We start from the raw sequence: 24960 nt of genomic DNA, 5'->3' as shown, positions 1-24960 counted from the left end.
TTTTCAAAACCAGTTTTTTTGATGTTAACAGCCTTTACTTCAATAGGAAACCCCCTTTTTTTTTAGTAAATTATAAACAAACAGAGGATTTGCTTATGAAAAAGATTCTATTGCTCATCGTGGCCCTGGTGGCGTTCGCAAACGCAGAACTGCAGAGCGTAAAGTATTCTCCCGAAGAAAAGTCGAACGACGGCCTGAAGGCATTCATCGGCGTGAGCGGCGGTAACGTTCTCGTGGCCGACGACGGCGCCATTTTCGCGAACCTCCGCATCGGTCTCGACATCAACCCTCTGCTCTCCACGGGTGTGTGGGTGTCTAGACTTTTGAGCGACGTGCGCAACTACAATGTGCCTGAAAAGCAGATGATCAAGTATATGTCTGTGGGCGGATTCGTGGAACTGTTCCCGGTGCGCATCAACGACTTTTCCATTTCGGTGCCAATCGAAATCGGTGGCGGCGCACTCTATGTAATGGAACCGGACGACGAAGCCTTTGAATCCGAAGACTACTTCTTTACCGCCGACATGGCCGTACACTTCAACTACCGCGTCACGAAGATGCTTGAAATCTCGATTGGCGGCGGTTACCGCATGTTCTCTGGCATCGAAACTAACGGCCTCGAGAACCTCGACTTCTGCACTCCGTTCGGCGAACTGAGATTTACCATCAGAGAATAAACGATGTGAAATGTGAAGTGCGAGATGTGAAGTTATCCATTTCACATTCCACATTGCACATTACCAACTGGGTAACTAGTGGCTGGTTTAAGTTTCATATCCATTCGCGGCTGCAGGCTGCACAATTTAAAGAACGTGGACGCCCAGTTCCCGCTGGGCAAGATTTCTGTGGTATGCGGACCTTCGGGCTGCGGAAAGTCGACACTTGTGCTTGATACCCTGCACGGGGAATCGAAGCGCCGCTATTTGGAAACACTTTCGCCGTTTGCGGCAGAATTGCTCGGCGGTCGGCGCATTATTCCGCTGGATAGCGCCGAAGGTTTGCCTGCAAGCCTTGCCGTAGGCCCGAGTCACGGCGAAACACCCGCGAAGGCTTATGCATTGAGCATTTCGGAATGCGACTCTACATTGCGTGCCTTGTTTGCGGCGTACGCGAAGCCTGCCTGCCCCGTTTGCGGAAAGCCCATGGAAAGCATGAGCCGCGAAGACATGATTCGCGAGATTGCGAGTTTGCCACAAGGGAGTAAGTTACAGTTTTTTGCGCGGATTGATGTTGAGAAGCGAACAAGTCTCGACAAGCTGGCAGCGGTATTCCTGGCGCAAGGCTTTACGCGTGCCATGGCAGATGACGTCAGCTATTCGCTTGCAGACTTGACTGAAAACGAAAAGAAGATTGTCCCGAAGGAATTCTTTATCGTGGTGGATCGCGTGATTGTCCGCGAGAACACGCGCACCCGCATTGCCGAAGCAGTCGATGGAGTCTTGAAGCTCACGCACGGCGAATTGATTCTAGACATCAACGGGAGCCGCAAACTTTTCAGCACGGTGCCACGCTGCCCTGAGCACGGAGCGCAACTTTCCAGGCCGCTCGCCGCCGAGGACTTGTCGCCGTATTCCCGTACGAGCATTTGCGAAAAATGTGGCGGCACCGGAATCATCGAAGACGGAGACAGCAGCGAAGAATGCCCCGATTGCAAGGGCTTACGACTCAAGCAGAATTTTTTGAATGCGGCGATTGAAAGTAATTCAAGTGAAAATGAGCCGCGCAAAATCCGTACCACTTGGCAAGACATTTTAAGCACGCCTTTCGCGGAACTCGAAAGCCGGCTGCACGCCCTGTTCGACAATCGACTGACGGTAAAGCAGCAGCCCGCATTTCGCACATTGATCGACCGCATCCAGGCGATTGTCGACCTCGATATCGGCTACCTCACGGCAGGGCGTGCAGGCGCCACCCTGTCGGGTGGCGAAGTCCAGAGACTTCGGCTTTCGAGCCTCAGCACCGGACACCTGAACAATCTGCTAATTGTCCTCGACGAACCGGCCAGCGGGTTACACCAGAGCGATGTAGAAGCCCTCTGGAAAGTCCTCAAGAAGGTTCAATCCCGCGGCAACACGCTCGTACTCATCGACCATAACCCGGCCCTCATCAAGAAAGCCGATTGGATTATTGAAATGGGACCTGGCGCCGGCGAAAAGGGCGGTGAAATATTGTTGCAAGGAACCGCGAAAGAAGTTCTTGGCAATCCGGCATCACCCACAGGGAATTGGATTAGAGAATTAGGAATTCGGAGTTCGGAATTCGGAATTAATAATTTGAAAACTAAGCCGAAGGTTCCAAAGAAAAACGCCGCGGCCATCGATATCAAGAACTTCGCGATGTTCGATATGAAGTCGGTCACCGCACATTTCCCGATTCAAAAGTTCAGCGTCATCACAGGCCAAAGCGGTAGCGGCAAGTCCACGATTTTCTTCAAGAACCTCGCCCCACGAGCCTCCAAGGGCGAATTCGAAAGTCTCGGCATCCAGGCGCTATCGATCCTTTCGACAGGTGACTTCCACGGGAACCGACGCAGTACCGTCGCCTCGGCCATCAACCTGAACACGATTCTCCGCGACCTGTTCGCGAAACTCCCCGAAAGCAAGGTCCGCGGCTACACCGCCAGCAAATTCGCGACGCACGCCCCCGGGGGCCGCTGCGAAAACTGCAAAGGGGAAGGCGTCATCCTCGACCCCGCGGGCTACGAAGAATCCGAATGCCCCGTGTGCCTCGGCAGACGTTTCAAAGATGAAATTCTTGAAGTCCGCTTCAAGTCGCTGTCCATCGCTGACATCTATGACCTAGAAGTCGGTGAAGCCTACAAGCTGTTCATCAACATGAAGCCTTTTGCGGACAAGTTAAAGCCCCTTGTGGATACAGGTCTCGACTACCTGAAACTCGGACAAACCACATCGCACCTTTCCGGCGGCGAACGCGCCAGGCTCCGCCTTTCCATTGCGCTCGCCCGAGCCAAGGCGCCGAATACGCTATTCCTTTTCGACGAACCCGCCCGCGGTCTCCATCAAAAGGACATCCAGCATCTGCTTGACCTGATTCACGGTCTCACTGAAGCGGGCCACACAGTCATTGCCATCGAACACGCACAAGACTTCGTCAACGCCGCCGACTACGTGGTGGAACTTTCAAGATAAGCAGTCAAAGCCATCTAAAAAAAGCGATTTAATCCTCTTCCATCGTAACGAAAGTCGTCACTTCTAAAGAATCCTCGACACCGTACATATCGGTGTAATATGCCATCCACGTAATCGTGGTATCCTTTTCTAGCGGTTCTTCAAGAAACATGTACAAACGAGTTTCTACATCTTTAGGTATCAGCGGATAATTCGTATAAGTGGTATCCCCACAACCTAAAAGCGTTACAATCCTTCCCGTATTAGAAGAAACTCCAAATCCATCGGGCAAGTCTTTGCCATCAATATAATAGTTGCTCAAGAAATCATCTGTATGCCCATAATAGGAATAATACTTGCTATCATAGGGCTTGAGTATCAACGTGTCGAACAAGTCTTGCAATTTCTTTTCCGACAACTTGGGAACTTCAACATAGGCCGGCACGTAATCAATCAAGCGTTTTTTGCCATAATTGATGTAGGTCGTGTCGACTCGCGTCACATTTACCGTTAAATGCTTGGCAGAATCCTTTACGGTACCATTTGCGCTTGCCACGCTATAACTATAGGAAAAGCACTCATGAATAAACATCAAGGAACAATGAAAATTATCATCCTCGATATCACAAGTCATCCTATCCGTTGTCGCCGTTACCGTATCTAGGGAATCTTTGCCCACATAGTAAACAAAGCTATAGACACTCACATCGGTGTAGGTTGTATCGCAAATATAATTTTCAGGGCAATCGTCTCTAGAACTTGCAGAACTTGTATTATCTCCGCAAGCCACAAAAATAATGATTAACTCAGCTAAAACAAAAAAACTAAAAACGCATTTGAACAAATGTTTTTTCATAGTTCAAATGTAGTTTATGTTTCGAGATTAAAAAGATTTCTTCGCGCTTTCCAGCGTCGCAATCACCTTGTCGCACCAGGCGTCGAATTCGGGATCTTCTTTCTGGAATTCCGGATGTGCGAGCACGTAATCAATAGTACGGCGGATTCCTTGGTCAAAACGGACCTCGGTGCGAAAATTCGGCACGACACGCTTGAGTTTGGAATTGTCGAACACCACGGAGTTCGCCTTGTCACCGATGAGGCTCCCCAGCAGGTCATAATCGCTTACATCCGCAAGGAACTGCGAAGACACGTAGTAGGGCTTGAGTTCAACACCCAGCGCATCGGCCACCGCCTTATAAATCTGGTTCCAGGTGAGCGTTTCGTCACTCGTAATCTGGAACGATTCTCCGATAGCGTGCACATTGCCCATCAGTCCCACAAAGCCGCGGGCAAAGTCGGTGTTGAAAGTCATGGTCCAAAGGCTCGTACCGTCACCGTGAATGATGACAGGCTTGCCCTCGAACATGCGCTTTGCCACCTGCCAGCTGCCGTTCTTGCCGTGGACGCCCAGCGGGATGCTGCAAGGCGCGTGATGGCCATGCTGATAGTTCCCGTACCGCCGATAAAGAGAGCAATCATATTGAGTATGTGAGGTATGAGGTGTGAGCACGGCCGCCTTCGGCGTCCTTTGAGGTTATAATCACGCCTACAAGCGCCTCAAACCTCAAAGTGCGAAGCACGACCTCACTGCTCATAGCTAGTTACACCGTGGCATGGGCGGCAATCTTGTAAATCTCGGTCACGTCCTTTGCCTTGAGCGGGACAAATCCCCAGCCGTCGCCCGGATTCAGCTTTTCAACCAGCTTCGGGATGTCTTCTTCCTTGGCACCCAGTTCCGCGAAGTTGATGGGCATGCCAATGGAATGCAAGAATCGGCGGAAGGCCTTGATACCCTCGAGGGCGGTCGCCTTCGGGTTCTCAAAATTCATCTCGCAGCCGAACACGCGCGTCGCCATCTGCGCAAAACGCATCACGTTGTGGTCGACGACGTATTCCATCCAGGCGGGCATGATGACTGCTAGGCCCGCGCCATGGGCGCAGTCGTAAAGCGCCGAAAGTTCATGTTCGATGGCGTGGCTGTTCCAGTCCTGACTGCGCCCGCAGCCCACAACGCCGTTGTGGGCTACCGTCCCCGCCCACATGATGTTCGCACGCACCTGGTAGTTGGTCGGGTCGGCAATGGCGCGGGGGCCTTCCTTCACCATCGTTAAAAGCACCGCTTCGCACAGGCGGTCGGTAATTTCCACTTCGAGCGTATTCGTGAAGTAGCGTTCAAAGACGTGGGCCATGATGTCGGTAATGCCGCAAGCCGTCTGGTAGGCGGGCAACGTGCAAAGCAAAGCCGGATTCTGCACCGCAAACTTCGGGCGAATATGTTCGCTGCTGGCCCCCCGCTTGAGCATGCCGTCTTCCTTGGTAATCACGGAGTCGCCGCTACCTTCGGAACCGGCCGCCGCAATGGTCTGCACCACGCCAATCGGGAGCGCGCATGCAGCAGAAGCCTTGCCATCGTAAAAGTCCCAGAAATCGCCCTTATAGGGAACACCCATCGCAATGGCCTTGGAGCTATCAATCGTGGAGCCGCCGCCCACCGCCAAAATAAAATCAATCCCATTTTCGCGGACAATTTCAATACCCTTGTACACGAGTGAATCGTGCGGGTTCGGCTTCACGCCGCCGAGTTCCACATGCGGGATACCAGCCGCATCGAGGCTTGCCTTCACGCGGTCAATCAATCCCGAACGCACCGCAGAGCCACCACCGTAATGAATTAGCACCTTGGTGCCGCCATACTTTTTGACGAGTTCACCGCATTCATTTTCGCGGTTCATACCGAATACGAATTCTGTGGGGCTGTAGAAGTTGAAATTATCCATGTTCCGTCCTTTTTTAGTTTTACCTAAAAATACAAGAAAATCCCGCCCAAAAGCAGGATTTTCTACTAAATGTTGTTCACGCTAGAAAACACCATGTAAACAGTATTTGTTAGACAACCACTGCCTACTTCCTACTGTCTACTTCCTACTACGTTGTGTATTCTGCGTTGATCTTAACGTAGTCGTAGCTCAAGTCGCAAGTGAATGCGCTGGCACTAGCGTGCCCGATGTTAAGAACGAGCGTTACTTTGTATTCACGCTGGCGGACTACCGCACGCAGAGCCTTGGTCTGTTCTTCGTCGAGCTGCACCGGGCGGCCGTTAGAAAGCACCTGCACATCGCCAAAGAAAAGATCCGTCTGTTCGGCGATCATGTTGCAGCCGCTCGAACCAGCACTGCTAAGGATACGGCCCCAGTTCGGGTCTTCGCCGAACATAGCGCACTTGGCCAAGTTAGACGTGCCAATGAAGCGGGCCATGCGCAAAGCCTCTTCGTGGCTTTCGGCCTTTTCGATGCAAAGTTCAATCAGCTTGGTTGCACCTTCGCCATCGCGAACGATATCCTTGGCCAATTCCTTCATCACGAGCATGAGTGCTGCGCGGAATTCGCCCTGTTCGGAGAGAGTCAAGTCTTCGTACTTGATTCCGCTCATGCCGTTAGCCAGGAGAATGCAAGTGTCGTTCGTGCTGGTGTCGCCATCGACCGTAATCGCATTGAAGGAATCAGCAATGTCGGCGCGGAATTCAGCAAAGAAATCGATCGGCAAAGCAAGGTCAGTGGTAATAAAGGCAAGCATCGTGGCCATGTTCGGGTGAATCATGCCCGAGCCCTTGCAGGCACCACCGATTGTCACCACACCCTTTTCGGTCTGGATTTCAACGGCATGGCTCTTGAGAGCAAGGTCAGTCGTGAGGATTGCGCGACCAAATTCTTCGGAAGCGTCAGCATGGAGCTTTTCCACAAGCTTCGGAATACCGGCTTCAATCTTGTCCATCGGCATCAGGTGGCCGATCACACCGGTGCTGCAAACGAGCACGCTCTTCGGAGTAAGTTTCAAGGCTTCTTCGGTAAGGACAGCCATGCGTTCTGCATCGCGCAGGCCCTGTTCGCCGGTACAGGCGTTTGCGTTACCGCTGTTCACCACAACGGCAGAGGCAAAGTGGGCATGTTCAAGGGCGGCTTTGTCGTAAAGCACCGGAGCAGCCTTCACCTTGTTCGTTGTAAACACGGCAAAGCAACGTGCAGCCTTTTCGCTCTTCAGAAGAGCCATGTCAGCGTTACCGCTGGCCTTGATGCCTGCACAAATTCCAGACGCGGTAAAGCCCTTCGGGGAGCAGACGCCGCCTTTTTCCAATACAGTGTACATAGTATCTCCTATTGTTTTTTCACCCTAAATTATAGAAAAATGCGACAATGTTGAACACCCCCTGCTTCTGCCCCACAAAAAAATTCTAATTTAAGGTCATGGCTAAAACACCCTGTACTAAAGAAACATACGACAAGCTGGTTGAACGTTACACCTTCCTCAAAAAGGTCGAACGTCCCCGCGTTGTAGATGAAATGGAAGAAGCCCGCAAGCAAGGCGACCTGAGCGAAAACGCCGAATACCACGCCGCCAAGGAAATGCTGGCTCATATCGACCTGGAAATTCCCAAGCTGGAAGACCAGATTTCCAACGCAATTATCGTTGAATTCGACGCAAACTCCGACACCGTGCGCTTTGGAGCCACCGTTACCGCAAAGAATCTGGCTACCAAGAAGGAAGTCGTCTATCAGTTGGTAAGCCCCGAAGGCGTTGATCCGATGAACGGCAAAATCAGCTTCAAGAGCCCCATGGGTTCCGCATTCATGGGCAAAAAGAAGGGCGAAATTGTCGAAGTCGTCACCCCCAAGGGCAAGAACCGTTTCGAAATCGTCGACTTCAAGTAAGCTATGATTCTAGCCCTCATCGGCAAAGACCAGTTTTCCAAGGACAAGCAGGTCGACAAGTTCCTGACTGATGCCCTTGGAGACCGTAAGAACGATCCGCTTTCAAAGCAGATTGTGTATGCTTCCGATACGAACATTCCGTCGGTAGCCGGGCTCATTATGGAAAGCTGCGGCGCCGTTTCGATGTTTGCGCCGGAACAGGCGGTGGTCGTCCGCAATGCAGACGCCATGAAGGCCGATGAATCCAAGGCACTCGCCCGCTGGCTCAAAGACGCCCCCGATTGCAAGCTGCTGCTCGATTTTGACGAACTCCGCGCGACTTCGGAACTCTACAAGATTCTGCAAAAAGTCGGCAAAATCGAAAAGTACGAAGAACCCAAGCAGTACAAGATGCAGGAATGGATTGCATCGAATGTGCCCGCCCACTTCGGAAAACCAATCGAGCCCGCCGCCAGCCAGTACCTGGCCGATGCCCTGGGCACCGACACCAAGCTTGTTTGCGAAGAATTGGAAAAGGTCCTTACCTACGATCCCGACTGCGCCAAATTCACCTACGATCTCGTGAAGACGATGATTATGCCCCGCCGCGAAATCCCGCCTTACGAAATCCTGAATTTTTTCGGCATGCGAGACGCCGTGGGCTTTACCCGCAAGCTTCACGATTTCCTTTACAACAATAGCAGCAAGAACGCCGACGCGATAAGCCTCGTGAATGCGCTCTACAGTCATTCCATAGACTTGCTGAACTTCATGTCGCTCACCGCCAAGAAGATGAGCGCCGAAGACGCAGCCAAGGCCTTGGGCAAGAACTATTTCTTGTTCTGCAAGCAGGGCAATGCCGCCGAATGTTGCCGCCGTTGGGGCAAGCCGCTCCTTTGCCGCGTCATTCGCCGCCTCGCCGACCTCAATTACGAATTCAAGAGCAGCAGCTGGACAGTCACCAGCCAGGAACTCGCCCTCGCCGCACTTGTAGTGAGATAAGTCTGAATTCTGATTTCGGAGTTCAGATTTCTGATTTCAAAATTTGCAACACACTGGATTTTGCTTTATAAAAAAAGACGGACATAGTCCGTCTTTTTTTCTGAATTCATAATTCCGAAATCTGAATTAAACTAGTTCCAGCCGCCGTCTTCTTCGATTGCCGGAGCTTCGGGAGCCTGGTCAGCAGATTCGGACTTCGGAGCTTCCTGGGCGGGCTGCTGTTTCGGTTCCACGATCGGCGTTTCGCTATCAGTCGGTTCAGTCGTCGTCTGGGTCTTCTTGGCGCTCGGAGCACCATTGACGTCGGAAGACACTTCAGAAAGTTCCACAGAACCCACATAGTTGCGAATGATACGCGGAGTCACGAAGATAATCAGGTCACGCTTGGTAACGGCCTTGCGGCTGTACTTGAAGAGGTTGCCGAGCAGCGGGATATCCTTGAGGAACGGAATACCGGATTCGCTTTCGGTATTTTCGTTACGGGTAAGGCCACCGATCACGACCGTTTCGCCATCAGCCACCACGACCTTGGTCTTGGCTTCCTGAGTACTGATCACCACCTGGCCCTTTTCGTCGTAGCCGTAGGAGTTGTTTTCGGGGTGCAGGTCAAGCAAAATGCGGTTGTCGCCAGAAACGTGCGGAGTCACAGTCAGCTTGATACCGGTTTCCACGAGCTGCGTCGAAGATTCACCGCTATCGTCAATCACGCGGATAGAAACCTTGTCACCCATGAACACCTGGGCTTCGGTATTGTCGAGCGTAGAGACTTGCGGAGAAGCGAGCACTTCAGTAGAAGCGTCACCCATGATGTTCGAAATGGCAATCTGCAGGTTGTTGTCCAGCAAACTTGCAGTAATAGCAGTGGTTGCATTGCCCACAGCCGGCGAAGCACCACCATTCGGCAAGGAATGAATTGCGGCACTGGTACGGGTATCGCCAGAACCGCTACCCTGCGGAGTAGAAACCGTTCCCGGAGTCAGAGCCGTGGTACCCATTCTGGCGGTCCAGTCCACACCGAGTTCGCGAGCGCGTTCACTGTTCACGACCACAAGTTTGGCGGTAATCATGATCTGGAGCGTTTCGACATCGAGTTCGGTCAAGGCCTTTTCCATCTGTTCAATCTTTCCGTCGGTATCGTACACGATAATGGAATTCGTACGTTCCACTGTCGTAATGCGGCCACGGTTAGACTTCATGCTTTCAAGCACCTTCACCAGTTCTTCGGCCTTGGCGTGGTGAACCTGGAAATTCTTACGGACCAGCGGGGCACTCTGTTCGGCCTGGGCTTCTTCATCGGCAATCTTCTTCTGCTTTGCCTGATAAGTGCTGGAGCGCTGGATCAAGATGTACTTGTCTTCGATGATCCAAGTCAAGTCGTTCATGCTACAAACGATGTCGAGTGTTTCCTGCCAAGTCTTCTTGGTCACCTTGAGGCTTGTCTTACCCTTGACTTCGGGAGCAAGGATAATGTCCACACCGGCAATCACGGAGATAGAGCTAAACACGGCTTCGAAGTTCATGTCGACGAAACTGAAGTCATACAATTTCTTGTTGGGGGTTTGCACCGTACCTTCGGCAGGAGCACTCCATGCAGTAGTGAGACCCACCACCAAGAGAAGAACAGTAAGGATTTTTGTCATCTTTTTCACTTTTGACCCCCAAGTTTATCGGGAAGACCCATGGAGTAGCGACGGCTCACCCCGAATTCCTGGATCAGGAAGAGAACGTCAGTTTGTGTGATTTTTAAAACTTTTCCGTTGAGAATCTTGTCGCCTTCTTTGACGGTGTACGAGATAGACGGATTCTTGGATTCGACAAGAATTGCAACCGGCACATCCGATTCCCAAATGATACCCACCAGTTCGACCTGGTCAATATTAATACCTTCTTCGACTAAGCCATCGACTTCGACAAACGGATCGCGTCGGCCAAAGGAACTATAAGTCACGCGGTCTTCGTAGAGGCCATCGAGCTGGCTACCGATCTGCGGAGCACTTGTCGTGAGATTCGTACCGCGCTCCTTGTCAACTTGTTTCAAGCGTTCTTCTTGCACAGAGGAAAGTTCGTCAAAGAAACCGACAGCGCGACGATCCACATAGCCCACTCTGTTACCGAACTGGACTTTGCGATACAAGCCCTTCATATCAAGACTTACCAGACGGTCTCCAAATACAAGACGCTGCATCACCTGAGCGTTTTCATTAGGAGAGGCATAGAATTCGGTTTCGTCGGCAACCACAATCAATTCGCGAACGACAGGGCGCAGGTGGAACGTCTGCGAGCCAGAAATAATCTTCTTGCTACCCTTGTCAAGATTCTTGACAAAAACATCGAAATTCGGCTTGTCTTCTGAAGACTTCATCCAGTCGCGAATGAAGATGCCCTTGGGCTGTGCAGACCAGAACATAAAGCCGTCCCTGTTGATTCCCTTTTCGGCAATCTGCAAAACAAATACGCCGTCTTGCACAAGAACTGCAGGCTGTACGGAATTCTTCAACTGCACCTTGAGACCGTTAGCGCCCCAAGTTACAGACTTCACGATAGAACCGGCTCCGATTCTGAATACAGGCGACTTCTGCGGACCGGCAAGACCAATCGTAATGGTGTTGTTCTTGTCGATGCTAGAAATATTCTGCATTACAATATTGTCATCGGCAACAATGCGGAACTGTTCCAGGCCAGAACCAATCAGAACCGTCATTTCTTTAAGCTTCGGGAGCAGAGCCGAAATGGCTCCGCCTTCGGCGATAGCCTTGTCGATTTGTTTCTGCTGTTCAGCCAAGAGTTTTTCTTGTTCGCGCGCAGCCTTTTCAGCAGCCTTCTTTTCTTCGGCGAGGCGCTTCTTTTCTTCGAGGGCGGCCTTCTCGGCAGCCTTCTTTTCGGCAGCCAAACGCTTTTTCTCTTCAAGAGCGGCACGTTCAGCGGCTTTCTTTTCTTCGAGAGCCTGCTTGGCAGCAGCCTTCTTTTCTTCGGCTAAACGCTTCTTCTCTTCAGCGGCCGCCTTTGCAGCAGCTTTCTTGTCTTCGATGGCCTGTTTTTCAGCAGCTTTCTTTTCTTCGAGAGCGCGCTTTTCGGCAGCCTTCTTCTCTTCGGCCAAGCGTTTCTTTTCTTCAAGAGCGGCTTTCTTTGCGGCCTTCTTTTCTTCGAGAGCGGCCTTTTCGGCAGCCTTCTTGTCAAGGGCAGCCTGCTTTTCGGCGGCCTTCTTACGGTCGGCATAGAGCTTCGAAAGCGTCCAGGATTTACCGCCCTTGCTCTTGAGCTTGATCAAGAAATTGGACTTGTCCAAAGCGATTTCGTTCTTGTCAGAGGTAATGGCAGCACCGACATCCATTTCAATCTTCAAGAAGGGCAAGCCCTTGTAGGCATCTTTAAAGACCTTCATGGACTTCACGAACTTGGAATTGGCATCGACATCGTAATCGCCTTCGCCAAGAGCAAATGTCGTTTCAGAGAAACCGACCGTCAACTTCTTCGAAGAAGCATCGTACTTCTGGAAGAACGTCGGCAAGTTCTTTTCGGACGTAAAGGCAAACACCACCTGGCAACCCTTCGCGTCGCAATTAAAGCGAACATCCTTGATCTGGGCGGCACTTGCAAAAGCCGTAAAGGCGAACAACAAAAGAAGAATCTTCATTTTCATTATTTGCCCACCTTCTTGGATGTGTACGTCGTAAGGTTGAACGTGACCGACATGGTAATCGGAGTCCAGCCGTGAGTTTCAGACTTTTCGACTTCAGCCTTGATACCCGAATAACGGTTCAGGCGAAGATTCGTAATGGCAGTCGGGTAATTGAAGTTCGCAATTTCTGCAAACAGGTAACCCAGCATGTGGTAGCCAGAATTGACTGCAATCGAGTAGCGGTTTTCGATATAGTGTTCCTTTTCGGCGCGACCTTCAGGATTGAACTTCTGGATCTGCACCATGGAACTACGAATCACCGCGTAAAGGTCCTGCAAGCGCAGCGGCACCTTTTCTTCTTCGGGGAACATTTCCTTCAGCTTTTCGAAATCCTTTTCGGCCTGGGCCAATTGCATTTCGAGTTCTGCCACGCGATGTTTCTTGGCGTTGATCTTATCCAGTTCAGCCTGAGCCGACTGGAGATCGCGTTCCAAGGATTCGCGCTGATAGGTAAACGGATCCCACATGTAGTTATACACTAAATGTGCGGCAGCCATAATCAAGAGGCACACGATTATGGCGTATACGTTTCGTTTGTCTTTAAGATCTATCTTACCCATTATCACCCTCCCCAAGGCCAAGGTCCCGCTTGAGGATTACCTTGATGGTGAAATTATAGGCTTCTTTCCCTTCCTGTTTCGAGGTCGAGATGGTCACCAGCGAAACCGACTCGATGCTCACCTGCTTCTCGAGTTTTACCATGTATTCGGCAACTTCCGAGAAGTCGTAAGTGACACCGCGCATTTCAAGATCGAATTCACCCATCTGGTTAATGCTTGTAATCCACATGTTAGGCGGAAGCACCGACGAGATATTTTCGAACAAAATAACCCAGCGTTTCTTGCTCACCTGAATAGACTTGAGTGCGTTGATCTTTGTGTTGATCACGCCCTGTTTCTGTTCGAGGTCAGAAATCTTGGAAAGCAGCGGACGTTCGCGTTCCACTTCTTCCTGAACACGCGTCAGTTCAGTGCTCAGACCGCTAATGGTTTCGTTAATATAGGTCTGCAACATGAGCACGGCGACAATTGCGACAATCAGTCCAACTGTCGGCCAAATAATGCGCCGGTCCGTTATCCATGTAAAGTCTTTCTGCTTCTTGCGGTATTCCGGAGGAAGCAAGTTAATGGAAATGGCCAAGGCATTTCTTGTGGTTTCTTTTTTCGTAGACGCCATTAGAATTTCCTCATCGCCAAGCCCAACGCAGGGGCATAAATATTAGACAAGGCAATAGAAAGTCCGCCTTCGCCGAAGACCTTGGAATCACAAGGCACGAGCCTGAACGGATTCACCGTATCGGTTTCAATGCCAGCGTGTTCCGCGACAAATTCCCTTAGACCAGGGGCGGCGGCTCCGCCTCCGCCCAACAAGATTTTGTCGAGCGGTTTAGAATCTTCCGAAGACGAGAAGTAGCGGATACCGATATCGATCTGCGCCATCAGGTCCTCGTATGCCAGTCGGAGCGCTGCTTCGACTTCAGCTTCAGAGAATCCATCCACAATGGACAGGTCACCCTTGCTTAAAATTTCATGACATTTTTCAGAATCGATGCCCAAGTTCATGCAGGTCTTGCTGATGACCATATCCAGGGAACCACCAGCCATGGCACGCATCGAATGGAACTGGCCATCCTGAACAAAAGCAACGCTCATCTTCTTTTCGCCGATATTGAAGATGGCGACGGTCTTGTCCTTTTCGGAGTCTTCTACCGTCGCAACGTAAGCATTTAGCAGGCCAAAAATATCGACATCCAGCGCCGACAGTTTGAGCCCACGGCGATTAAAGAACTGAGCCCAAGAGTCCAAAAGAGCACTCTTTGCAGCCACCACATTCACCTTGACATCGTCACCTTCGCGAGAATAGATTTCGTAGTCGATCACGTTGTCCTGGTCATCGAAGGGAGGACGGGACTGGGCGGTCTGAAGAATAATGGCGGCTTCATTTCCGTTTTTCGGGACCTTAACGGACAAGCGATCCACCAGCACACCACCGGCACCGGCTCCGCAGTTCACCGAAGCGACAATTTCGCAGGAATCATCAATCGGATGGCGAATCAAGAGCTTTGCCATCGCTTCGGCAAGCAGTTCTGCACCATCCTTTTCACGCTTCCCTTCCTGATCAGTCGGGGCATCCCCTTCGCGCACCTGGATTTCACCGTTTACGATGCATCCATCCGGCACGCGTTCCAGGTCGGCATCCAAAACAATCTTGTTTCCGCTCGCGCCATGCAAGACCTTTACGTACTTGATGCTGTAATGGCCAACATCAATACCGACGGTCTCGCGCATGCCACGGATTTTAGAAATCAATCCTAAAGCCAAAGTTAACTCCGATTGTAAAACATTTCCTTACTAATTCTACCTTTATAAAAGGAGAATGTCAAGCGAAAAATTCATCTAAGTCATTGAAAATGAACTACTTAGACCTCTTTTACCCACTTTTTCGTCTCTTTTTTTGACTTGCTCAGCTCAAACAGGTACTGAAGCACCCTTTCCTGGGTCCAACCGAACTTACCACGGAAAGAGGCCGTAAGGCAATAGTAATTAGGAAATTCTTGGTTTCTTTGGCCTAAATTGCGCAAAATTTCAATTTCCACGTCTTCGTCACCGAAACTCGGGAGTTCAAACTGGATACGCATGTGCTGGCCCGGATAGCATTCTTTGGGCAGTCCAATCATGATACCGCCAGCAGAAAGGTCAAGCAAAGTCCCGTACAATGTTTCGCCATTTTCGAACACGGCCGTTACAGGGAAGGCGACCTGTTCACGAACCCAGCGACGCAACTGGCGCTTGTCCAGGGACGAGGAATGAGGTAAAACTAAATTTGCAGAATCATCGAGGCGACGGATAGACACCGTGGTCGAATAAATGGCATCGTCTGGGCGAGTCCAACGAATACGAATGTCACGTCCGACAAAAGACTTGGCCGGACCGTCACTTCCATCGTAAGAGATTGCCCATTCCTTTTCGGTACGCCATACAATTTCGGATCTCTTAATCAAGGTTCCGTTGTCGGGAATCATGTCAATTCGGTCGCCAACATTAAACTGTCTGGTCGAATAGATTTCAGACAAAGGATTCGAGGCCGTGAAGTTCATCTTGTTGCGCAAGCGCTCCACTGCTTCCAGGGTTTCATCGCGGACATCGAACACGTTGCGCGCATCATAGAACGCTGTAACAGCCTGCTCAAAAAGGCCCGACGAATTCAGAATGGCGTCCTTGTTTTCAAAAGTCGACTTTCTGATTATTTTGTCCAAAGTCCTTTTTTCTTTGTCCGAAAAACCACGTTCTGACACCTTTTCGTCAAACAGCTGAGTTCCAAACATTTCTTCGTTTTCACGACGACTATTAATGCAATGGATTTCCCACAGTGCAAATAACGCAAAGAATAAACAGATGATGAACGCAACAAAGACTATAACAAGGGGATGCGGGGGCCACGTCAGCAGCTCACGCCACATCAAAACCAGATCAGACAATTGTTGCAGCAGATTAGACATAGTTTTTCAGAAGACCGAACTAAAGTTTCGTCCACACTCCGCTAACGAAGGTCGCCAGAATCGAAGAAGGAAGCGTCTTGCCCAGCAACGGAGAATTACTCACGTGGCCTGCAAAATCCTTCTTGGAAACTTCGTGCGGCTTATTCGGATCGAGAATCACGATGTTTGACATCTTTTGAGTGTTTTCGTCAAAGGCCGACTTTGCGCCGACCAACTTTGCAGGGGCAAGCGACAGAAGTTCAATGGCGCGAGCCTCGCCCACTCTGGCACACAGCTCCTTCCAAATGGCAGGGAGCGCGATTTCAAGAGAGAGTGCTCCCGGCACGGAATCTTCGAAGTTCACTTCGGTATCCTGGCCAAGCACCGGCGTGTGGTTCATGCTGATAGCATTCACCGTACCGTCTTCAATACCTTTCCACAAGGCCTCGCGGTCAGCAGCAGAACGAATCGGAGGCAGAATGTGGTATGCAGAATCCAAGGTTTCCAGGCAGGAATCGTCCAAAAGCAAATGGTACAAGCCGACATCGCACGTGACATCGATACCCTTCTTGCGGGCTTCGCGCACGAGGTCGAGCGTTTCGCCACAAGTCACCTGCTTAAAGTGCACCGGCACCTGCAAGAATCGGGCCATTTCGAGCACCGTATGGGCGGCAATGGTTTCAGCAATGCGCGGGATTCCCTTCATGCCGAGCATGTCGGAGTAGGCGCCTTCATGCACACAGCCATGCTTACGGAGCGACTTGTCCAGCGGCTGGAAGAAGAATCGCTTGTTAGTCATTTTGCCGTATTCCATGGCAAGACGGATAAAACGTGTCGAAGGAATCGCTTCGTTGCCGTCACCAAAGCCGGCAACGCAGTCATCTTCGGCGAGTTCCATCATTTCGGCGAGGCTGTCGGAACCGAAGCCCTTGCTGTATGCGCCCAGGAACTTGATATCGAAACGGTTGGCAAAGTTGTATTCCAAATCAGGCGAGTTCACGCGGAACTTCATTGCCGAAAGCTTGTCCGCATCATCAATCGGATTGGCAGCGCTTTCGTACAGGGCGCCGCAAAAGCCGCCACGGTGCAAGGCATCAAGGCCATCTGCAAACGTGTAGACGTCGTCGCGGAGCGGTTCCATAAAATCAACACCCAAGCCAAACAAGGCTGGCATTACCAAGGCGCCACCACAATCGAATTCTTCTGTAGCAAGCCCCTTTCCCTGTTCGAAAGCGACTTCTTTACGATCTTCAAAAGACTTGCCGTTCCAAACTTTCGCGTTCTTGAGGACGAGATTCTTGATATTCAATTCCTTATGCATTTTCATTTGCACGACCTCCAGCCAAAAGGTAAAGCACAGCCATACGCACGGCAACGCCGTTAGTCACCTGATCCAAAATCACAGAATGTTCACCGTCAGCGATATCGCTGTCCAGTTCCACACCGCGGTTAATCGGACCCGGGTGCATCAAGATGACCTTGTCCTTGGCTTCAGAAAGGACCTTCTCGGTAATACCGAAGAAGTTGCGGTATTCGCGCATGCTCGGGAGGAGCGCGTCGTCCATACGTTCCTTTTGCAAGCGGAGCGCAATCACGGCATCGGCGTCTTCGACAGCCTTGTAGACATCGGTTTCCCAAGAGACGCTACCCGCAAGTTCCTTGTACTGCAGAAGTTCGGTATTGCGCGGCACCAAGGTGGAAGGTCCGCAAAGCGTCACGTGAGCACCCATAGTAGTCATGCCCCAGATATTACTGCGGGCCACGCGGCTGTGGCGGATATCGCCTACGATTGCCACCTTCTTGCCTTCGAGTGTTCCAAGTTTTTCTTCGACCGTGAGCATGTCCAACAGAGACTGCGTCGGGTGTTCGTGGGCGCCGTCGCCCGCATTCACGATAATGGCGTCGCTGTGTTCGGCGAGGAACTTGGGTACCCCAGTCCCCTTGTGGCGGACCACCACGATATCGATTTTCATCGACTCGATATTGCGGAGCGTGTCGACCAGCGTTTCGCCCTTCTTGACACTGGAGTTCGAGCTTGCGAAGTTCACCGTGTCGGCAGAGAGGCGCTTTTCGGCCAGTTCAAAACTCGTGCGAGTACGGGTACTGTTCTCGAAGAACAGGTTCACCACCGTCATGCCGCGAAGGCTCGGGACCTTCTTGACCGGGCGTTCCAAAATTTCGCGGAACTGCTTGGCGTTATCCAAAATAGTACGAATATCGGACTTGGATACCCCCTGAAGTCCGAACAAATGCTTGATCTGAAGTGCGCTCACGTTATCCCTCCACTTCTACGAGGTATACAGAATTTTCTTTGTCAATCGGTTCGATTTGCACGCGGACTTCCTGGTCCTGTGCGGTCTCGACCGTAAGTCCTACGCAATCGGGTGCAATCGGAAGTTCGCGGTGACCACGGTCCACCAGCACGCAAAGGCGAATGGCCGCCGGGCGTCCGAGGTCTAGAATCGCCTGCATGGCAGCACGCACCGAGCGGCCCGTGTAGAGCACGTCATCCACGAGAATCACCGTCTTGCCCTCAACCGAGGCCGGCATTTCGGTGACTCGGATTTCGGTCGTACCGACATGTTTACGGTAATGGAAGTCGTCGCGGTAGAAGGTCGCGTCGAGGCTACCCATCGGCACAGTCTTGTTGAACTTTTGACTTAAGCGCTCGCAAATCTTTTTGGCGAGAGGGATTCCGCGGCTTGCCATGCCGAGCACCACCATGTCATCGGCAGTCGGGTGCATTTTGGCCAGTTTCGCCGCCATTTCGTCGAGAGCGAATTCCATTGCCTGGGCAGACAGGAGCTCTCTGATTTTTTTGCAGTTGTCTTTCATATAGGTATCAGGTCGGTCGCAAAGCGCCCTCTGAGGTTCGAGGTCACTCGCGCCGCTCGTTTTGAGTTTTTCTGCTAGAAATTAGTTTTTTTCTTGACTTTTTTCTTGGAAAAGTTGTAAAACACCCCTATTTTTTATATATATAAGGAAAACAACATATTACGCTTTTTGCTAGAGACTATTCCTTTCAAACTCGCAGCTCAAAGCGTAGCGAGCTCATACCTCACACCTATAGGAGATTTTATGTTCAATCAGCTTGGCAAACCCGAAGCAGGCGAAACCATCGCCATCATGAAGACCAACCACGGCACCATGAAGCTGCGCATTTTTGAAGATATCGTCGGCGAATGCGCCACGAACTTCGTCGAACTCGCCAAGCAGGGCAAGTACGACGGCGCACCGTTCCACCGCATTATCAAGGACTTCATGATCCAGGGTGGCGACTTTACCCGCAGAAACGGCACGGGTGGCCACTCCGCCAAGGGTCCCGGCACCACGATCGGCGACAAGTACGACCCGCGCCTCACCCACATGCGTGGCGCCCTGAGCTGGGCAAAGACGGCCATGCCGAACTCCATCGGTAGCCAGTTCTTCATTGTCCACGGCGACAACGTACACTTCTTGGACCACGACCAGGTTGGCCCCGGCCCCGCTGACGGCTACTCCGTATTCGGCCAGCTTTACGAAGGCTTCGAAGTCCTCGACGAAATCGCAGGCGTCAAGACCGACCGACGCGACGCCCCGTACGAAGACGTGATTATCGAATCCGTGACGATTGAAAAAGCGTAATTGTCAAGTGTGAAATGTGGGATGTGGAATGTGAAATGAATTAGCCAACTTTCCTCATCACACACTACACATTTTAAGCCTTTAGTTCTTGAAAAAATCTCTCTAATGAGAGATTTTTTCTTTTTTTCAAAAAAAAAACATAAACTACCCTTGACAAGTCAAATTAGTTCTTCTATATTTGGCTCGTCCTTCGGGGTTATAGCTCAGTTGGTAGAGCGCCTGCATGGCATGCAGGAGGTCAGGAGTTCGACTCTCCTTAGCTCCACTAGACAAGAACCGTTTGCATAAGCAAACGGTTCTTTTTTTCACATCACATAAATCCTGCAAAACAAACAACCTCGCCCGCTAGTTTGTAATAATTTTGTATTTTTGTGGTATGGATACGACAATCTTGAACAAACTCGCTAAAATCACCCGTAAGGGAATGTTCCTGGGTACAATGGCCAGTTTCGCCATGATGCCCTCCGCATTCGCCGCCGAATGCAACGAAAAGACCATGGATGCCTTCGCCTACGAAGACTGCATCAAGGCCAAGTCCGGCGAAAAAGTATCTAACGACAACTTCGGTGCAAGCGCCGAAGCAAGCAAAGTCAACAACGCCGACGGCATGGAGCAAAAGAGAGTTCTCAAAGCAGACGAACCGACTTACCGCCCGTTCAACCGTGACGCTTACTTGACCTCGAGTTTTGGCGAAAACCGCGGCACGCGTTACCACGCAGGCTTTGACTATTCCACCCAGATGGAAGAAGGTTGGCCCATTTACGCCCCCGAAGACGGCAAGGTTGTAGAACTTAGAGTTTCTCCATTCCATTACGGAAAGCTGATGCTCTTCAAAGGTAAAAGCGGAAAGACCTGGGCATTCGCACACCAGAGCAGCTTCGGCAAACTCGACGACCAGATTATCAAGAAACAGTATTCCTCCAAGAAGAACGACGTCACCATCAAGACAAATGCAAGCTACAAGAAGGGCGACACGCTGACCTTCTCGGGCAGCACCGGCATTGGCAACCCGCACTTGCACTTGGAAGTCCGCCTGGACAACGACCGCATTATTAACCCCGTGCAAGCAGGCGTCGTGATTACCGACACCTTGGCACCGCAGATTTTTGGCATTGCCGTATGGCAGGGCAACCACCTCGCCGTCACGAATCCGGAAGCCATCAGTAAGGGCTGCGTCGAAACACCGGTGAAAAACGAATTCAACTTGAGCATGGCCGTTAAGATTGCTGACTACAGCCGTGAGCCCAAGGACAATCCGATGTCTATACGCCGTCTTACCGTGTGGCGCTACGACGAAAAGATTTTTGAAGAAATTCTCGACACTCTGCGTTACAGCAAGATGGCTCTGATCCGCGACCAGCTTTTGTGGGCCGAAGAAGCCGACACTGCAGGCGACTGGCACTTTGTGAACGCCAAGCTCGCTCCGCTTTCGACTTACACCATCGAAGCCGAAGACTACAGCGGCAACAAGGTGAGCAAGAAGTTCACGTTCCACCCGCGCTGCAAGAGCGACAAGCCCATGCAGTTGTACAAGGACCAGGCCTCTCCGCTGTTCACGTTCCTTAGCCGCCCGATGCTCGATTTGTTCCGCTGCAAGAACGGCATGAAGTTTACCGCCATGACCGGCGACAAGGTGATTGAAGAAGATATGTGTAAGGCACTCAAGCCGGCACCGATTACCATCGGCCGCCTCCTTGAAATCTACCCCGAAATGACAAGCATCCACTACACCGCTGACGCCGGTTCCACGGGCGATGGTATCGCTGCCGATGCAAGCATTGAGCTTTATTCCTTCAACCAGTACCAGAGAAGCGTGAACTGGTCTACCAAACTTGGCAACGTGGGCGTCACACAGAAACTCACCGGCATTCCGACAGGCCGCGACACCACCAAGAAGATTTTGGCTGTCACCCGCACGCATACCGACAGCCTGGATTACTTTGAATTCCACCCGAAGGGCATGCAGCTCGGTAACTGGACCGTTTGCATCGACAATCCGGAAAACAACCAACCGCTTTACTGGCTCGGCGAAACGACCCGCAACTGGTTCTACTTTAGCAAGCAGACCAAGGGCAAGAACCGCTGCGCTACCATGAACGAAATCCGCGACATTGCCAACATCGAAAGCACCGAAGCGCCGACACTCGGATTCCCCTACTGGTCAGACATGATGATCAGCGGCGTGCGTCAGCCGGCCCTGAAGGTTCCGGTGCAGTTCAAGTACGCAGGCATTCCTGACGGCAACGCCATTACGGTGCAGGTCGGCAAGAAATGGGTTGCTGCCGAATACGATTCCGAGCCTCGCGAAATCGTGATTGAAGGTGCCCAGCTCCCCGAAGAAGGATCCTTCACCATCAAGCTCGTGGACGAAGCCGGTCACAAGGCAAGCTATAACGTAGACATCCCCGAGATGTAACATGGCGCGCCTGACCGAAGCTGAAGCATTAGACTTATTTTTAAACGCCCCGCTCGACGAACTCTGTGCCCGCGCCAATGCCGAAAAGGAACGCAGGCACGGCAAGTCTGTGTATTGGGTGAACAACCGCCAGATTAACTACACCAACGTGTGCGTGTTGCACTGCAAGTTCTGCGCGTTCTCTAAAATCAAGAAGGATAGCCCCACCGCCTACGACTGGGATTACGGCACCATTCGCAACAAGGCCGCCGAAGCCATTGCAGGCGGCGCCCGCGAACTGCACATTGTAGGCGGGCTGCATCCGGACCATCCGTTCGATTACTACATCGAAATGTTGCGAAAATTGCGCGTGGAATTTCCGAAGGTGAACCTGAAGGCGTTTACCGCTGTGGAGATTTGCCACTTCGCGAAAATTTCGGGACAGACTCCGCTACAGATTATGACCACGCTGAAGGAAGCAGGCCTTGATGCACTGCCCGGTGGCGGCGCCGAGATTCTGGTGCAGGATGTTCGCGACCAGATTTGTCCGGGCAAAGAAACTGGCGAAGAATGGCTCGACGTTCATCGCGCGGCCCATAAGATTGGAATCCCGACGAATGCGACGATGCTTTTCGGACATATCGAAAAGATTGAAGACCGCATCGCGCACATGAAAATGCTTCGCAACTTGCAGGATGAAGCTCCGGGCTTTTTCGCGTTCATTCCGCTGGTGTACCATCCGGAACACAATGCACTGCATAAGATCGTTCCGAACATTACTAGCGAAGAAGACATTCTGCGCACGGTCGCTGTCGCAAGGCTTTTCCTCGACAACTTCCCGCACATTAAGGCGTACTGGATTCAGATGGGAATCGAGACCGCAATGAAGGCGCTCCACGCCGGCGCGTCTGATTTGGACGGTACGATTATCGAAGAAAAAATCACGCACGCCGCCGGCGCCACGGTTCCCGTGGGCATGAGCCCCGAGCGAATGAAGTCCTTGATTACAAACGAAGGGCTCGTGCCAGTGGAGCGCGATGCTTTATACGAACGATTCTCTTAGCGAGAATCGTTCTATGACAAGGAGAGGCTTTGCCCCTCCTAAAACCTTCCTTTTCCCAATACGGACATCGATTCTCTTAGAAAAAAGCAGGATGAAATCCTGCTTTTTTTGCTTAATCGATTAAATCGACATGCGCCGCAATGCGAAATGTGAATGACTAATTCCTCATTCCACACCACACATTACACATTGTACTACTGTCTCGTGAGTGTCTTGTACTTGATGGGCTTCGGATTGTCGGCATCTTCGCCGAGGCGCTTGCGGCGGTCGGCTTCGTACTCGCTCCAGTTGCCTTCAAACCACACGACCTTCGAGTCACCTTCGTAAGCGAGGATGTGGGTGGCGATGCGGTCCAGGAACCAGCGGTCATGCGAAATAATCACAGCACAGCCAGCGAACTTGAGAATGGCCTGTTCCAGAGCCTGCAACGTTTCGATGTCGAGATCGTTGGTCGGTTCGTCAAGGAACAAGAGGTTACCCGGCTTCTGCAAGTTCTTTGCCATAAGCACGCGGTTGCGTTCACCGCCCGAAAGCGCCGTCAGCTTTTTCTGCTGGGCAGCACCCGTAAAGTTGAAGAGTCCGCAATAGGCGCGGCCGTTCATCTTGCGGTCGCCCACCATAATCTCGTCGTTACCGCCGGTGATTTCTTCCCACACGGTCTTGGAATCGTCGAGGCTTTCGCGGCCCTGTTCCATACTGATGATTTCGACGGTTTCGCCAATCTTGAGCGTACCGCCATCGGGCTTTTCCTGGCCCATGATCATCTTGAACAAAGTCGTCTTACCTGCACCGTTCGGGCCGATAATGCCCACGATGCCGGAGCGCGGCAAGCTGAAATTTAAGTCGTCGAACAGCACCTTGTCGCCAAAGGCCTTCTGCAGGTGTTCCGCCTGAATCACGATATCGCCCAGGCGCTTGCCGTTTGCAATGTGGATCTGCGCCACCTTGATCTGTTCGCGAGAATCTTCGGCGAGCAAGTCTTCGTAAGCTTTAAGACGGGCCTTGCTCTTGGCCTGGCGCGCCTTCGGAGAAGCCTTCACCCATTCCTGTTCGCGAGCGAGGCGCTTCTGACGGTCAGATTCCCCCTTTTCTTCGTTCTTCATGCGTTCAAGTTTCTGGTCAAGCCACTGGGCGTAATTGCCTTCCCAAGGAATGCCGCGACCGCGGTCAATTTCCAAAATCCAGTTCGTTACGTTGTCAAGGAAGTAACGGTCATGCGTCACGAGAATCACGGAGCCCTTGTATTCACGGAGGTGGCGTTCGAGCCATGCAACCGTTTCGGCATCCAAGTGGTTCGTCGGTTCGTCAAGGAGCAACAAATCCGGTTCTTCGAGAAGCAAGCGGCAGAGAGCCACACGGCGCTTTTCACCGCCGGAGAGGTTCGTCACCGGCCAGTCGCCCGGCGGGCAGCGGAGTGCATCCATTGCAATTTCGATATTGCGGTCGAGGCTCCACAGGTCCTGCGCGTCGATGATGTCCTGTAGCTTCGCCTGTTCGTCGAGGAGCTTGTTCATCTCGTCGTCTTCCATGGGTTCCGCAAACTTCATGGAAATCTCGTTGAAGCGGTCGAGCACGGCCTGCTTCTTGGCAACAGCCTGCATCACGTTTTCCTTGACGGTCAAGTTCGGGTCCAGCTGCGGTTCCTGCGGCAGGTAGCCTGCGGTGCGGCCCGGTTCAATCCATGCTTCGCCCTGGAATTCCTTGTCGATGCCCGCCATGATGCGCAAAAGCGTCGACTTACCGGCACCGTTCTGGCCGATGATGCCAATCTTTGCGCCATAGTAGAAACTGAGGGAAATATCCTTCAGCACCTCCTTGTTGGGCGGGTACGACTTGGTCATCTTGTACATGTAGAAAACGAATTTTTCTGCTTTATTCTGTTCGGCCATAATTAGCTCGCTTCGCT

Annotated in this window: 20 protein-coding genes, 1 tRNA gene and 1 pseudogene; 8 read left to right on the top strand and 14 right to left on the bottom strand. The window is 51.7% G+C overall.

The genetic code is table 11. From position 1 onward, the window contains the following. Window positions 1-95 precede the first annotated feature (95 nt). Both B7988_RS07380 and B7988_RS07375 read left to right on the top strand, forming a co-directional pair. Window positions 96-677 (top strand): hypothetical protein, encoded by a 582-nt coding sequence (locus B7988_RS07380; protein WP_073317800.1) that lies wholly within the window; start codon window positions 96-98, stop codon window positions 675-677. Window positions 678-755: 78 nt separating this feature from the next. After that, on the top strand, window positions 756-3149 hold the full coding sequence (locus B7988_RS07375; RefSeq protein ID WP_088657411.1) for an ABC transporter: 2394 nt from the start codon (window positions 756-758) through the stop codon (window positions 3147-3149). Window positions 3150-3177: 28 nt separating this feature from the next. Here B7988_RS07375 and B7988_RS07370 read toward each other — a convergent pair whose 3' ends face one another. The 4 genes and pseudogenes from B7988_RS07370 to argJ form a co-directional block, all read right to left on the bottom strand. Then, entirely contained in the window at window positions 3178-3918 is a 741-nt protein-coding gene (locus B7988_RS07370) for a hypothetical protein (protein ID WP_141225596.1), read from the bottom strand. Between the two features lie 93 nt (window positions 3919-4011). Then, window positions 4012-4548, bottom strand: a pseudogene (locus B7988_RS07365) (NAD-dependent dehydratase); the annotation flags it as partial. Window positions 4549-4729: 181 nt separating this feature from the next. Further along, window positions 4730-5905 (bottom strand): iron-containing alcohol dehydrogenase, encoded by a 1176-nt coding sequence (locus tag B7988_RS07360; protein WP_088657409.1) that lies wholly within the window; start codon window positions 5903-5905, stop codon window positions 4730-4732. A 148-nt stretch (window positions 5906-6053) separates the two neighbouring features. Continuing rightward, the gene (gene argJ, locus B7988_RS07355) at window positions 6054-7271 is read right to left on the bottom strand and encodes a bifunctional glutamate N-acetyltransferase/amino-acid acetyltransferase ArgJ (protein ID WP_088657408.1); all 1218 of its coding nucleotides are present in this window, start codon (window positions 7269-7271) and stop codon (window positions 6054-6056) included. A 98-nt stretch (window positions 7272-7369) separates the two neighbouring features. Here argJ and greA point away from each other — a divergent pair, with 98 nt between their 5' ends. After that, complete coding sequence (gene greA, locus B7988_RS07350; protein ID WP_073317814.1) at window positions 7370-7834, top strand: transcription elongation factor GreA; 465 nt, start codon at window positions 7370-7372, stop codon at window positions 7832-7834. A gap of 3 nt (window positions 7835-7837) precedes the next feature. Then, on the top strand, window positions 7838-8815 hold the full coding sequence (gene holA / locus B7988_RS07345; protein ID WP_088657407.1) for a DNA polymerase III subunit delta: 978 nt from the start codon (window positions 7838-7840) through the stop codon (window positions 8813-8815). 131 nt (window positions 8816-8946) lie between these two features. Here the strand turns inward: holA and B7988_RS07340 are convergent, their stop codons facing one another. The 9 genes from B7988_RS07340 to pyrR all read right to left on the bottom strand — a co-directional run bounded on the left by B7988_RS07340 (window position 8947) and on the right by pyrR (window position 18807). Next, a complete protein-coding gene (locus tag B7988_RS07340) occupies window positions 8947-10455 on the bottom strand; it encodes a secretin N-terminal domain-containing protein (RefSeq protein ID WP_249268902.1) in 1509 nt (502 codons plus the stop codon). A gap of 5 nt (window positions 10456-10460) precedes the next feature. Beyond that, window positions 10461-12455, bottom strand: coding sequence for a hypothetical protein (locus B7988_RS07335; protein WP_088657405.1), 1995 nt, complete (start codon window positions 12453-12455; stop codon window positions 10461-10463). Beyond that, window positions 12455-13054, bottom strand: a complete 600-nt coding sequence (gene pilO / locus B7988_RS07330; protein WP_073317822.1) for a type 4a pilus biogenesis protein PilO — start codon at window positions 13052-13054, stop codon at window positions 12455-12457. The genes B7988_RS07335 and pilO overlap by 1 nt, the downstream gene beginning before the upstream one ends. After that, window positions 13047-13670: a PilN domain-containing protein gene (locus B7988_RS07325; RefSeq protein ID WP_073317826.1), complete on the bottom strand. Its 624-nt coding sequence runs from the start codon at window positions 13668-13670 to the stop codon at window positions 13047-13049. The genes pilO and B7988_RS07325 overlap by 8 nt, the downstream gene beginning before the upstream one ends. Beyond that, window positions 13670-14815 carry a pilus assembly protein PilM gene (pilM, locus tag B7988_RS07320; protein WP_073317829.1) on the bottom strand — a complete coding sequence of 382 codons (1146 nt, stop codon included), beginning with the start codon at window positions 14813-14815 and terminating at the stop codon, window positions 13670-13672. The genes B7988_RS07325 and pilM overlap by 1 nt, the downstream gene beginning before the upstream one ends. A gap of 98 nt (window positions 14816-14913) precedes the next feature. Beyond that, the gene (locus tag B7988_RS07315; protein ID WP_163453431.1) at window positions 14914-15819 is read right to left on the bottom strand and encodes a PilZ domain-containing protein; all 906 of its coding nucleotides are present in this window, start codon (window positions 15817-15819) and stop codon (window positions 14914-14916) included. 193 nt (window positions 15820-16012) lie between these two features. Beyond that, window positions 16013-17299 carry a dihydroorotase gene (locus tag B7988_RS07310; protein ID WP_073317834.1) on the bottom strand — a complete coding sequence of 429 codons (1287 nt, stop codon included), beginning with the start codon at window positions 17297-17299 and terminating at the stop codon, window positions 16013-16015. Beyond that, a complete protein-coding gene (locus tag B7988_RS07305) occupies window positions 17286-18245 on the bottom strand; it encodes an aspartate carbamoyltransferase catalytic subunit (RefSeq protein ID WP_073317837.1) in 960 nt (319 codons plus the stop codon). The genes B7988_RS07310 and B7988_RS07305 overlap by 14 nt, the downstream gene beginning before the upstream one ends. A gap of 1 nt (window position 18246) precedes the next feature. Then, window positions 18247-18807: a bifunctional pyr operon transcriptional regulator/uracil phosphoribosyltransferase PyrR gene (gene pyrR / locus B7988_RS07300; RefSeq protein WP_073317840.1), complete on the bottom strand. Its 561-nt coding sequence runs from the start codon at window positions 18805-18807 to the stop codon at window positions 18247-18249. Window positions 18808-19050: 243 nt separating this feature from the next. On the opposite strand from pyrR, the gene B7988_RS07295 reads away from it, so the two are divergent. From B7988_RS07295 to mqnE, 4 genes are all read left to right on the top strand, one after another. Continuing rightward, complete coding sequence (locus B7988_RS07295) at window positions 19051-19596, top strand: peptidylprolyl isomerase (protein ID WP_073317843.1); 546 nt, start codon at window positions 19051-19053, stop codon at window positions 19594-19596. A 192-nt stretch (window positions 19597-19788) separates the two neighbouring features. Next, window positions 19789-19861, top strand: a tRNA-Ala gene (locus tag B7988_RS07290). Window positions 19862-19972: 111 nt separating this feature from the next. Then, window positions 19973-22012, top strand: a complete 2040-nt coding sequence (locus B7988_RS07285; protein WP_141225595.1) for a M23 family metallopeptidase — start codon at window positions 19973-19975, stop codon at window positions 22010-22012. Window position 22013: 1 nt separating this feature from the next. Further along, window positions 22014-23054: an aminofutalosine synthase MqnE gene (mqnE, locus tag B7988_RS07280; protein ID WP_088657402.1), complete on the top strand. Its 1041-nt coding sequence runs from the start codon at window positions 22014-22016 to the stop codon at window positions 23052-23054. Between the two features lie 194 nt (window positions 23055-23248). On the opposite strand, the gene ettA is transcribed toward mqnE, so the two are convergent. Continuing rightward, complete coding sequence (ettA, locus tag B7988_RS07275) at window positions 23249-24943, bottom strand: energy-dependent translational throttle protein EttA (protein WP_088657401.1); 1695 nt, start codon at window positions 24941-24943, stop codon at window positions 23249-23251. Between the last annotated feature and the right edge of the window lie 17 nt (window positions 24944-24960).

The sequence above is a fragment of the Fibrobacter sp. UWB1 genome (genome assembly GCF_002210325.1).
Classification (GTDB): Bacteria; Fibrobacterota; Fibrobacteria; order Fibrobacterales; family Fibrobacteraceae; genus Fibrobacter.
The sequence above is the reverse complement of the archived record's forward strand: the minus strand, read 5'-3'. Positions and strand labels throughout refer to the sequence as shown.

What these genes read in the sequence shown, in the direction of transcription:
- B7988_RS07380 (WP_073317800.1), top strand. Translation starts at nt 96, where the DNA reads ATGAAAAAGATTCTATTGCTCATCGTGGCCCTGGTGGCGTTCGCAAAC.
- B7988_RS07360 (WP_088657409.1), bottom strand. Translation starts at nt 5,905, where the DNA reads ATGGATAATTTCAACTTCTACAGCCCCACAGAATTCGTATTCGGTATG.
- argJ (WP_088657408.1), bottom strand. Translation starts at nt 7,271, where the DNA reads ATGTACACTGTATTGGAAAAAGGCGGCGTCTGCTCCCCGAAGGGCTTT.
- greA (WP_073317814.1), top strand. Translation starts at nt 7,370, where the DNA reads ATGGCTAAAACACCCTGTACTAAAGAAACATACGACAAGCTGGTTGAA.
- holA (WP_088657407.1), top strand. Translation starts at nt 7,838, where the DNA reads ATGATTCTAGCCCTCATCGGCAAAGACCAGTTTTCCAAGGACAAGCAG.
- B7988_RS07340 (WP_249268902.1), bottom strand. Translation starts at nt 10,455, where the DNA reads ATGACAAAAATCCTTACTGTTCTTCTCTTGGTGGTGGGTCTCACTACT.
- B7988_RS07335 (WP_088657405.1), bottom strand. Translation starts at nt 12,455, where the DNA reads ATGAAAATGAAGATTCTTCTTTTGTTGTTCGCCTTTACGGCTTTTGCA.
- pilO (WP_073317822.1), bottom strand. Translation starts at nt 13,054, where the DNA reads ATGGGTAAGATAGATCTTAAAGACAAACGAAACGTATACGCCATAATC.
- B7988_RS07325 (WP_073317826.1), bottom strand. Translation starts at nt 13,670, where the DNA reads ATGGCGTCTACGAAAAAAGAAACCACAAGAAATGCCTTGGCCATTTCC.
- B7988_RS07315 (WP_163453431.1), bottom strand. Translation starts at nt 15,819, where the DNA reads ATGTTTGGAACTCAGCTGTTTGACGAAAAGGTGTCAGAACGTGGTTTT.
- B7988_RS07310 (WP_073317834.1), bottom strand. Translation starts at nt 17,299, where the DNA reads ATGAAAATGCATAAGGAATTGAATATCAAGAATCTCGTCCTCAAGAAC.
- pyrR (WP_073317840.1), bottom strand. Translation starts at nt 18,807, where the DNA reads ATGAAAGACAACTGCAAAAAAATCAGAGAGCTCCTGTCTGCCCAGGCA.
- B7988_RS07295 (WP_073317843.1), top strand. Translation starts at nt 19,051, where the DNA reads ATGTTCAATCAGCTTGGCAAACCCGAAGCAGGCGAAACCATCGCCATC.
- B7988_RS07285 (WP_141225595.1), top strand. Translation starts at nt 19,973, where the DNA reads ATGGATACGACAATCTTGAACAAACTCGCTAAAATCACCCGTAAGGGA.
- mqnE (WP_088657402.1), top strand. Translation starts at nt 22,014, where the DNA reads ATGGCGCGCCTGACCGAAGCTGAAGCATTAGACTTATTTTTAAACGCC.
- ettA (WP_088657401.1), bottom strand. Translation starts at nt 24,943, where the DNA reads ATGGCCGAACAGAATAAAGCAGAAAAATTCGTTTTCTACATGTACAAG.